Genomic DNA, 9323 nt, shown 5'->3' with positions numbered 1-9323 from the left:
GGCTGTTCGCCGCCAGCCACGTGTCGGCCATCGCCGGCCCGGCCGGGATCCTTTCCTGGTTCCTCGGCGGCTTTGCCGTGCTGCTGCTGGGCATCGTCTACTGCGAGCTCGGCGCGGCCCTGCCGCGTGCCGGCGGCGTAGTGCGCTACCCGGTGTACTCCCACGGCCCGCTGCTCGGCTACCTGATGGGCTTCATCACGCTGATCGCCTTCTCCAGCCTGATCGCCATCGAAGTGGTTGCCTCCCGCCAGTACGCCGCGGCGTGGTTTCCCGGGCTGACCAAGGCCGGCTCCAGCGACCCCACCGTGCTCGGCTGGCTGGTGCAGTTCGCCTTGCTGGGGCTGTTCTTCTTCCTCAACTACCGCAGCGTGAAGACCTTCGCCAAGGCCAACAACCTGATCAGCGTGTTCAAGTTCATCGTGCCGCTGCTGGTGATCGGTGTGCTGTTCACCTTCTTCAAGCCGGAAAACTTCGAGGTCCAGGGGTTTGCCCCGTTCGGCCTGTCCGGTGTGGAAATGGCCGTGTCGGCCGGCGGCATCATCTTCGCCTACCTGGGCCTGACGCCGATCATCTCGGTGGCCAGCGAAGTGAAGAACCCGCAGCGCACCATCCCGATCGCGCTGATCCTCTCGGTGCTGCTGTCCACCGCGATCTACGCCCTGCTGCAACTGGCCTTCCTGGGCAGCGTGCCGACCGAGATGCTGAGCAACGGCTGGGCCGCCGTGACCAAGGAACTGGCCCTGCCCTACCGTGACATCGCCCTGGCCCTGGGCGTGGGCTGGCTGGCCTACCTGGTGGTGGCCGATGCGGTGATCTCGCCCAGCGGCTGCGGCAACATCTACATGAACGCCACCCCTCGGGTGATCTATGGCTGGGCGCAGACCGGCACCTTCTTCCGCTACTTCACCCGCATCGATGCGCAATCCGGCATCCCGCGCCCTGCCCTGTGGCTGACCTTCGGCCTGTCGGTGTTCTGGACCCTGCCGTTCCCATCCTGGGAAGCGCTGATCAACGTGGTCTCCGCCGCCCTGGTGCTGAGCTACGCCGTGGCCCCGGTCACCGTTGCCGCCCTGCGCCGCAATGCACCGGACATGCCGCGCCCGTTCCGGGTCATGGGCATGGGCGTGCTCGGCCCGCTGTCGTTCATCATCGCCGCGCTGATCGTCTACTGGTCCGGCTGGAACACCGTGTCGTGGCTGCTGGCGCTGCAAATCGTGATGTTCGTACTGTACCTGCTGTGCGCCCGTTTCGTGCCCACCCAGCATCTGTCGCTGGCCCAGCAAGTGCGCTCCTCGGCCTGGCTGATCGGCTTCTACGCCGTGACCATCCTGCTGTCCTGGCTGGGCAGCTTCGGCGGCCTGGGCGTGCTTGCCCACCCGTTCGACACCCTGGCCGTGGCCGCCGGTGCCCTGGGCATCTACTACTGGGGCGCCGCCACTGGCGTGCCGGCTCACCTGGTGCGCCTGGAAGGCGAAGACGAAAGCGAAGCCAGCGGCGAAAGCTACGCCGGCCAGCGCCCTGCCGCCGTCGCCTCCTGACCTTCTCTGTAATGGACATGCCCATGAAACACGTGCACGTGATCGACTCCCACACCGGCGGCGAACCCACCCGCCTGGTGCTCAAAGGCTTCCCCACCCTCACCGGCCGCAGCATGGCCGAGCAGCGCGACGAGCTGCGCGAACTGCACGACCACTGGCGCCGCGCCTGCCTGCTGGAGCCCCGCGGCAACGACGTGCTGGTTGGCGCGCTGTACTGCCCGGCGGTGTCGGCCGATGCCACCTGCGGGGTGATCTTCTTCAACAACGCCGGCTACCTGAACATGTGCGGCCACGGCACCATCGGCCTGGTCGCCTCGCTGCAGCACCTTGGCCTGATCCAGCCGGGCGAGCACAAGATCGACACCCCGGTCGGCCAGGTCACCGCCACCCTGCATGAAGACGGCGCGGTCACGGTCGGCAACGTGCCGGCCTACCGCTACCGCCAGCAGGTAGCGGTCGAAGTGCCAGGCCACGGCGTGGTCCACGGCGACATCGCCTGGGGCGGCAACTGGTTCTTCCTGGTGTCCGAGCACGGCCAGCGCATCGAACTGGCCAACCGCGAAGCCCTCACCGAGTACACCTGGGCCATGCTCAAGGCGCTCGAAGCCCAGGGCATCACCGGCGAACACGGCGCATTGATCGACCATGTCGAGCTGTTCGCCGATGACCCCAACGCAAACAGCCGCAACTTCGTCATGTGCCCCGGCAAGGCCTACGACCGCTCCCCCTGCGGCACCGGCACCAGCGCCAAGCTTGCCTGCCTGGCCGCCGACGGCAAGCTCGCCGAGGGCCAGACCTGGGTCCAGGCGAGCATCACCGGCAGCCAGTTCCACGGCCGCTACCAGCGCGAGGGCGAGCACATTCGCCCGTTCATCACCGGCCGCGCCTACATGACCGCCGACAGCACCCTGCTGATCGACGAACAGGATCCGTTTGCCTGGGGCATCTGAGCGCCCGCGGCCTTTTCTTCGCCACCTGACTGAATACTGCAAGGAGTGACACCCATGAGCGACAACATCTTCACCGGCTGCATGCCCGCCCTGATGACCCCGTGCACCGCCGCCCGCACACCGGACTTCGACGCCCTGGTGCGCAAGGGCCGCGAGCTGATCGAAGCGGGCATGAGCGCGGTGGTGTACTGCGGCTCGATGGGCGACTGGCCGCTGCTGACCGAGGCCGAACGCCAGGAAGGCGTGGCGCGGCTGGTGGCCGCCGGCATCCCGACCATCGTCGGCACCGGTGCGGTGAATACCCGCGAAGCCGTGGCCCACGCTGCCCACGCGGCCAAGGTCGGTGCCGCCGGCTTGATGGTCATCCCCCGCGTGCTGTCGCGCGGCGCCTCGCTGATCGCCCAGAAGCACCACTTCTCGGCCATTCTCGCGGCCGCGCCAAAATTGCCGGCGGTGATCTACAACAGCCCCTACTACGGCTTCGCCACCCGCGCCGACCTGTTCTTCGAACTGCGCCGCGAATACCCGAACCTGATCGGCTTCAAGGAGTTCGGCGGTGGCGCCGACCTGCGCTACGCCGCCGAGCACATCACCTCCAAGGATGACGACGTGACCCTGATGGTCGGCGTCGACACCCAGGTGGTGCACGGCTTCGTCAACTGCAACGCCACCGGCGCCATCACCGGCATCGGCAACGCCCTGCCGCGCGAAGTGCTGCAGCTGGTGAGCCTGAGCAAGCAGGCGGCCAAGGGCGATGCCCGCGCCCGCCGCCAGGCCCGCGAGCTGGAGTCGGCGCTGGCGGTGCTGTCGTCGTTCGATGAAGGTTGCGACCTGGTGCTGTACTACAAGCACCTGATGGTGCTCAACGGCGACAGCGAGTACAGCCTGCATTTCAATGTGACCGACGTGCTCACCGATGCCCAGCGCAACTACGCCGAGCAGCAGTACGCGCTGTTCCGCAGCTGGTACACCAACTGGTCGGCCGAGCAGAACCTGGCCTGATTTGCCTCCTGTGGGAGCGGGCTTGCCCCGCGAACACCGGCAAAGCCGGTGCCAGACACCGCGGCGTCTGCTTCGCGGGGCAAGCCCGCTCCCACAATGCAATCCTGAACTTGATTCCAAAGGACGCCCCATGACCCTGACAGGCAACCTGCTGATCGGCCAACGCGCCGTGCCCGGCAGCCAAGCAGCCATCCACGCCATCGACCCGGCCACCAACCAGAAGCTCGAACCCGCTTACGCCGGCGGCACCGGCGAACACGTGGCCCAGGCCTGCGCCCTGGCCTGGGCAGCGTTCGACCCCTATCGCGAAACGTCGCTGGCGCAGCGTGCGGCATTTCTTGAAACCATCGCCGAACAGATCGAAGCGCTCGGCGATGCCCTGATCGACCGCGCCGTGGCCGAAAGCGGCCTGCCCAAGGCGCGCATCCAGGGCGAGCGCGCCCGTACCTGCACGCAACTGCGCACCTTCGCCCGCGTGGTGCGCGACGGTGAATGGCTGGATGTGCGCATCGACAATCGCCAGCCAGAGCGCCAGCCCCTGCCCCGCGCCGACCTGCGCCAACGCCAGGTGGCCCTGGGCCCGGTCGCCGTGTTCGGCGCCAGCAACTTCCCCCTGGCCTTCTCGGTGGCCGGTGGCGACACCGCCTCGGCACTGGCGGCCGGTTGCCCGGTAGTGGTCAAGGCCCACGGCGCCCACCCCGGCACCAGCGAGCTGGTCGGCCAGGCCGTGGCGCGCGCCGTGAAGCTGTGCGGCTTGCCTGAAGGCGTGTTCTCGTTGCTGTATGGCGCGGGGCGTGAAGTCGGCATTGCCCTGGTCAGCGACCCACGCATCAAGGCGGTCGGCTTCACCGGCTCGCGCAGCGGCGGCATCGCCTTGTGCCAGGCCGCCCAGGCGCGGCCGGAGCCGATTCCGGTGTATGCCGAGATGAGCTCGATCAACCCGGTGTTCCTCTTCGACGCGGCGCTGCAAGCGCGTGGCCAAGCACTGGCGCAAGGTTTCGTCGCCTCGCTCACCCAGGGCGCCGGCCAGTTCTGCACCAGCCCCGGCCTGGTCATCGCCCGCCAAGGGCCGGCGCTGCAGCGCTTCATTGCCGCCGCCAGCGAGCACGTTGCCCAGGCTGCGGCGCAAACCATGCTGACGCCAGGCATCTACAGTGCCTATGCCGCCGGCACCGCCGCCCTGGCCGACAACGCCAACGCCCAGGTCGCGGCCACCGGCCAGCGGCCGCAAGGCCCCAACCAGTGCCAGGCGCAGCTGTTCGTCACCCAGGCCACTGCGTTTCTCGCCGACCCGACGCTGCAGGCCGAAGTGTTCGGCGCCGCCTCGCTGGTGGTGGCGTGTGCCAGCGACGAGCAGGTGCGCCAGGTTGCCGAGCACCTGGAGGGCCAGCTGACCGCCACCCTGCAACTGGATGACGGCGACCTGGACAGCGCCCGCGCCCTGCTGCCGACCCTGGAGCGCAAGGCCGGGCGCATTCTGGTCAATGGTTGGCCTACCGGCGTGGAAGTGTGCGATGCGATGGTCCACGGCGGGCCGTTCCCGGCCACCTCCGATGCCCGCAGCACCTCGGTGGGCACGGCGGCGATCCTGCGTTTCCTGCGCCCGGTGTGCTACCAGGACTTCCCGGACGCCTTGCTGCCGCAGGCGTTGAAGCACGGCAACCCGCTGCAGCTGCAGCGCTTGCTCGACGGCAAGCGGGAACGCTGAGCCATGCGCGATGCCTCCTTTGAAACCGATATTGCCGTGGTCGGCGCCGGCATCGTCGGCGTCGCCTGCGCCCTGCAACTGGCCCGCCAGGGCCGCCGGGTGCTGCTGATCGACCGCCAGGCGCCGGGCCACGGCGCGTCCTACGGCAATGCCGGGCACCTGGCCACCGAGCAGGTGTTCCCCATCGCCGACCTGTCGATCCTCAAGCGCCTGCCGCGCATGCTACTGGACCCGATGGGCCCGCTACGGCTGGACTGGAAGTACCTGCCCAAGGCCCTGCCCTGGTTCACCCGGCTGCTGCTCAACCTGCGCGCGGCGCCGTTCCAGCGCAGCGTGGCCGGCATCCGCACGCTGAACGAAGGCAGCCTTGGCGCCTGGCAGCGTTTGCTCGGGTCGATCGGGCGCAGCGACCTGTTCAAGGAGGACGGCTCGCTGCTGGTGTTCGAGCGGCCCGAGTCGCGCCGGGCGCTGGACGCCTTGCGCGCGCGCATGCAGCAGCAGGGCGTGGCGGTGGACATGTGGTCGGGTGATGCCGTGCATGGCGCGGCGCCACAGTTGAGTGCATCGATCCTGGGTGGCTTGTTCTTCCCGAGAACCGGGCATTTTCTCGACCCCTACCGGGTGGTTTGCGAACTGTTCGAGGCGGCCAAGGCCAGTGGCGTGCGGTTCGTGCAGGCGCAGGTCGGTGGCGGGCACCTGGACGCCAACGGCGTCAAGCTGAGCAGCGACCAGGGCACATTCAGCGCGCGCCAGGTGCTGGTCAGTTGTGGCGCCCACTCCGCGCAACTGACGGCGGCACTGACCGGCAAGCGTGTGCCGCTGGACACCGAACGTGGCTACCACCTGATGTTGCCAGGCGAGCATCAGCGCCTGCCCTTTGCGGTCACCTCGCTGGAGCGCAAGTTCATCATGACGCCGATGGCGGGCGGGCTGCGGCTGGCGGGCACGGTGGAGTTCGCGGGGTTGGATGCGCCGCCGAGCATGCAGCGGGCGTGGCAGTTGCACCGGCTGAGCAAGGGGCTGTTCACGCGGGAGCTGGGGATGGAGGGGGGGACGCCGTGGATGGGGTTCAGGCCTTCGTTGCCGGATTCGCTGCCGGTGATCGACCGGGTGTGTGATGGGCGGGTGCTGCTGGCGTTCGGGCATCAGCACCTGGGGCTGACCCAGGCGGCGGTGACGGCGCAGTGGGTGGGGCGGTTGGCTGAGGGGGCGGCGGAGGCTGAAATGGGGGCTTATCGGCTGGAGCGGTTTTGATCAGTACCGGCCTCTTCGCGGGGCAAGCCCGCTCCCACAGGTGCTGCACAAGCCTGAAAACTGTGCTGAACCTGTGGGAGCGGGCTTGCCCCGCGAAGAGGCCGGTGCAGAATCACCCCTCAGCGATAACGCTCAAGCCAATGCGCATACGGCGCTGGCAAGGTCCAGGAAGCCTTGTCCACACCCAGCTCCTTGGCCGCCGCATACGGCCAATGCGGGTCGGCCAGGTGCGCACGCCCCACCGACACCAGGTCAAGCTGGCTGGCCTGCAGCGCCGCCTCGGCCAACTGCGGCGTACCAAAGCCCCACGCCGAGGTCACCGGCAACCCCGCCTCGCGCCGCACGCGCTCGGCAATCGGCCCCATGAACGCCGGGCCCCACGGGATATTGGTATCCGGGATGGTGAAGCCCACGCTGACACTCAACAGGTCCAGGCCACCGGCCTTGAACAGGCGCGCCAGTTCGATGGATTCCTCCAGCGTCTGCTCATCCCGCCCGTCGTACTCCAGCACGCCGAAACGCGCGGTCAGCGGCAGGTTTTCCGGCCACACCTCACGCACCGCCGCCAGGGTTTCCAGCAGGAAGCGGCTACGGTTCTCGAAGCTGCCGCCATAGGCATCGGTGCGCTGGTTGGAGTGCTCGGAGAAGAAGCTCTGGCCCAGGTAGCCGTGGGCAAAGTGCAGCTCGATCCATTCGAAACCGGCGTCACGCGCACGGCGGGCGGCATCGACGAAGTCCTGCTTGACCCGGGCGATGTCGGCCAGGGTCATTTCCCGTGGCACTTTCGGCAGGTGCGCGCCGAAGGCGATGGCCGACGGGGCGATGGTTTCCCAGCCACGGGCATCCTCGGCGGCGATGTGGTCGTCACCTTCCCACGGGCGGTTGGCGCTGGCCTTGCGCCCGGCGTGGGCGATCTGGATGCCCGGCACCGAACCTGCGGCCTTGATCGCCTGCACCACCGGCACGAAGGCCTGGGCATGGGCGTCGCTCCAGATACCGGCGCAGCCGGGGGTGATGCGCCCTTCCGGCGCCACCGCAGTCGCCTCGACCACCACCAGCCCCGCGCCACCGCGGGCCAGGCCCGCCAGGTGCACGTGGTGCCAGTCGTTGATCATGCCGTCCTCGGCCATGTACTGGCACATCGGCGGAATGGCGATGCGGTTGCGCAGGGTGACGTCCTTGAGGGTGTAGGGTTGGAACAAAGCAGACATGGGCAGACTCCGTAGGGTCATCTGAATACGATTGTTCGATCATATTCGAACTATGGCAATTTGTGAAACCCCCGTTATCATGGCGACCATGCGAGCCTACACACACCCCAACCCCGAAGACCTGATCCTGGAGCGCGTGCTCTATGCGCTGAGCGACCCCGTGCGCCTGGAAATCGTGCGCCACCTGGCGGGCGTGGCCGAGGCCAGTTGCGGCGAGCTGGATGGCGGCCGGCCGAAGTCGAGCATGTCGCACCACTTTCGCGTGTTGCGCGATGCCGGGCTGGTGCATACCCGCAATGTCGGCACCACCCACATGAACTCGCTGCGCAGCGAAATGCTCGCCGAGCGCTTTCCCGGCTTGCTGGAGTGCCTCCTGCGCCAGCAGTGATCCGGTGCTGGCCTCTTCACGGGGCAAACCCGCTCCCCCTGGTTCAACCTCAGCTTGCCTGCCATATGCAATGCCTGTGGGAGCCGGCTTGCCGGCGATAGGGCCGCCCCAGGCAAAAAAAAACCACGAGGTCACCCCCGTGGTTTTTTTCGATCACAACAAGGCCGCAGCTTACAGCGCCATGTCGTTCTCAGGCTTGCTTTCAACCGGCAGGGTCACGCCAGTGCTGGTGCCGACGCTCTGGTCGATCACCGGCGGCTTCTCCAGCTGCAGGACTTCAGCGGTGTAGTTCCACTCTTTCTGGGTAGCGGCCGCCGAATCATTCAGCTTGGTGCCGTAGCTCGGCACGATCTCTTTGATCTTGGCTTGCCACTCAGGCGTCGCGACCTTTTCCTTGAACACGGTTTCCAGCACGTTCAGCATGATCGGCGCCGCAGTCGAGGCACCTGGCGATGCACCCAGCAGGCCTGCGATGGTGCGGTCTTGCGAGGCTACCACTTCGGTGCCCAGCTTGAGCACGCCGCCCTTCTCTTCGTCACGCTTGATGATCTGCACGCGCTGGCCGGCCTGCCACAGTTTCCAGTCTTCCTTCTTGGCGTTCGGGAAGTAGGTGCGCAGGGCTTCGAAGCGGTCGTCGTCCGACAGCATCAGCTGGCCGGCGAGGTACTCGACCAGCGGGTACTGCTCGATACCGACCTTGGTCATCGGCCACACGTTGTGCGGGGTGGTGGTGCTCAGCAGGTCCAGATACGAGCCGTTCTTCAGGAACTTGGTCGAGAAGGTGGCGAATGGCCCGAACAGGATCACGCGCTTGCCGTCCAGCACGCGGGTGTCCAGGTGCGGAACCGACATGGGCGGTGCACCGGTCGAGGCGATGCCGTAGGCCTTGGCCATGTGCTGCATGGCGATGGTCGGGTTCTCGGTCACCAGGAACGAGCCGCCTACCGGGAAGCCTGCGTATTCCTTGGCTTCCGGAATGCCCGACTTCTGCAGCAGCTTCAGCGCGCCGCCACCGGCACCGATGAACAGGAACTTGGCGTCGGTGGCCGATTCGGTACCGTCCTTCAGGTTCTTGTACTCGACGTGCCAGGAGCCGTCCTTGTTGCGGGTGATGTCCTGGACTTCGCTGGACAGTTGCAGGGTGAACTTGTCCTGGGTCTTCAGGTGGCCGACGAACTGGCGGGTGATCTCGCCGAAGTTGACGTCGGTGCCGATTGGCGTCCAGGTCACGGCCAGCTTCTGGTTAGGGTCGCGGCCTTCCATCATCAGCGG

At 67.3% G+C, this 9323-nt stretch carries 8 protein-coding genes; 6 read left to right on the top strand and 2 right to left on the bottom strand.

Translation table 11 applies throughout. The features are described 5' to 3' along the window. From B3E94_RS16200 to B3E94_RS16180, 5 genes are all read left to right on the top strand, one after another. Nucleotides 1–1538, top strand: a 1538-nt coding sequence (locus tag B3E94_RS16200) for an APC family permease (RefSeq protein WP_286914293.1), incomplete at its 5' end; no start/stop codon positions are given. A 23-nt stretch (nucleotides 1539–1561) separates the two neighbouring features. Then, nucleotides 1562–2488, top strand: coding sequence for a 4-hydroxyproline epimerase (locus tag B3E94_RS16195; RefSeq protein ID WP_286914292.1), 927 nt, complete (start codon nucleotides 1562–1564; stop codon nucleotides 2486–2488). 54 nt (nucleotides 2489–2542) lie between these two features. Beyond that, complete coding sequence (locus tag B3E94_RS16190) at nucleotides 2543–3490, top strand: dihydrodipicolinate synthase family protein (RefSeq protein WP_286914291.1); 948 nt, start codon at nucleotides 2543–2545, stop codon at nucleotides 3488–3490. 130 nt (nucleotides 3491–3620) lie between these two features. Then, nucleotides 3621–5198, top strand: a complete 1578-nt coding sequence (locus B3E94_RS16185; RefSeq protein ID WP_286914290.1) for an aldehyde dehydrogenase (NADP(+)) — start codon at nucleotides 3621–3623, stop codon at nucleotides 5196–5198. Nucleotides 5199–5201: 3 nt separating this feature from the next. Continuing rightward, entirely contained in the window at nucleotides 5202–6452 is a 1251-nt protein-coding gene (locus tag B3E94_RS16180) for an NAD(P)/FAD-dependent oxidoreductase (RefSeq protein ID WP_286914288.1), read from the top strand. Between the two features lie 119 nt (nucleotides 6453–6571). Here B3E94_RS16180 and xenA read toward each other — a convergent pair whose 3' ends face one another. After that, the gene (gene xenA / locus B3E94_RS16175) at nucleotides 6572–7663 is read right to left on the bottom strand and encodes a xenobiotic reductase XenA (RefSeq protein WP_286914286.1); all 1092 of its coding nucleotides are present in this window, start codon (nucleotides 7661–7663) and stop codon (nucleotides 6572–6574) included. Between the two features lie 52 nt (nucleotides 7664–7715). Here xenA and B3E94_RS16170 point away from each other — a divergent pair, with 52 nt between their 5' ends. Next, on the top strand, nucleotides 7716–8051 hold the full coding sequence (locus B3E94_RS16170) for an ArsR/SmtB family transcription factor (protein ID WP_286914285.1): 336 nt from the start codon (nucleotides 7716–7718) through the stop codon (nucleotides 8049–8051). Between the two features lie 171 nt (nucleotides 8052–8222). Here the strand turns inward: B3E94_RS16170 and B3E94_RS16165 are convergent. Further along, nucleotides 8223–9323: malate:quinone oxidoreductase (locus B3E94_RS16165; protein ID WP_286914283.1), on the bottom strand; the 1101-nt coding region annotated here is incomplete at its 5' end.

It is taken from the genome of Pseudomonas sp. UBA6315 (assembly GCF_002438125.1).
Taxonomy (GTDB): Bacteria; Pseudomonadota; Gammaproteobacteria; order Pseudomonadales; family Pseudomonadaceae; genus Aquipseudomonas; species Aquipseudomonas faucium.
Note: the sequence above shows the minus strand (reverse complement) of the source record. Positions and strands in the feature narration are given on the sequence as shown.

Excerpts from the sequence above, each read along its gene's own strand:
- B3E94_RS16195 (WP_286914292.1), top strand. The coding sequence starts at position 1,562 with ATGAAACACGTGCACGTGATCGACTCCCACACCGGCGGCGAACCCACC.
- B3E94_RS16190 (WP_286914291.1), top strand. The coding sequence starts at position 2,543 with ATGAGCGACAACATCTTCACCGGCTGCATGCCCGCCCTGATGACCCCG.
- B3E94_RS16185 (WP_286914290.1), top strand. The coding sequence starts at position 3,621 with ATGACCCTGACAGGCAACCTGCTGATCGGCCAACGCGCCGTGCCCGGC.
- B3E94_RS16180 (WP_286914288.1), top strand. The coding sequence starts at position 5,202 with ATGCGCGATGCCTCCTTTGAAACCGATATTGCCGTGGTCGGCGCCGGC.
- xenA (WP_286914286.1), bottom strand. The coding sequence starts at position 7,663 with ATGTCTGCTTTGTTCCAACCCTACACCCTCAAGGACGTCACCCTGCGC.
- B3E94_RS16170 (WP_286914285.1), top strand. The coding sequence starts at position 7,716 with ATGGCAATTTGTGAAACCCCCGTTATCATGGCGACCATGCGAGCCTAC.